General features: G+C 72.3%; 1 protein-coding gene. It reads left to right on the top strand.

Features of this window, described 5'->3' with window-relative positions:
- Nucleotides 1-66: 66 nt before the first annotated feature.
- Nucleotides 67-578: D,D-peptidase/D,D-carboxypeptidase VanY-N (gene vanY-N, locus PKF00_RS44135; protein WP_271223774.1), on the top strand; the 512-nt coding region annotated here is incomplete at its 3' end.

Below are 578 nucleotides of genomic sequence, written 5' to 3'. Positions count from 1 at the left end.
CCGCCGTCGAGAAACGGTGACATACGGGGGATAAAGCACGCACATTCGGCGCCAATCGTAGTCGCCATGAACGAACCACACACGCTCCCGACTCGGCCCCGCGACCGGCTGTACGCCGCGGCCACGCTGGTGCTCGCCGTGCTCCTGCTGCCCGCGGCGCTCGCCCGCCATCCCGGCCGCGCCCGCGAACTGGCCTGCCGCTGGGCGTTACGGATGCGATTTCCCGCCGAGGACCTCACCGGGCTCAGCGGCGGCGCCCTGGCGGCGTTCACCGCGGCGCGCACCGAGGCGCTCTGGCGTCACGGCCAGCTCGTCGGCCTCACCTCGGGATACCGCGATCCCCAGGTCCAGCAACGGATGTTCGACGAGGAGGTGCGCCGCTCCGGCTCCCCGGCCCTGGCGCGAATGCTCGTGCTCCCGCCGGCCGAATCCAGCCACGTCAAGGGCGTCGCGCTGGACGTGCGCCCCCGCGAAGGCGCGCGCTGGCTCGAGGAACACGGCGCCCGCTACGACCTCTACCGCATCTACGACAACGAGTGGTGGCACTTCGAGCACCGCCCGGACAGCGGCGGCACGCC

The sequence above is a fragment of the Streptosporangium carneum genome (assembly GCF_027922005.1).
GTDB lineage: Bacteria > Actinomycetota > Actinomycetes > Streptosporangiales > Streptosporangiaceae > Streptosporangium > Streptosporangium carneum.
The sequence above is the reverse complement of the archived record's forward strand: the minus strand, read 5'-3'. Positions and strand labels throughout refer to the sequence as shown.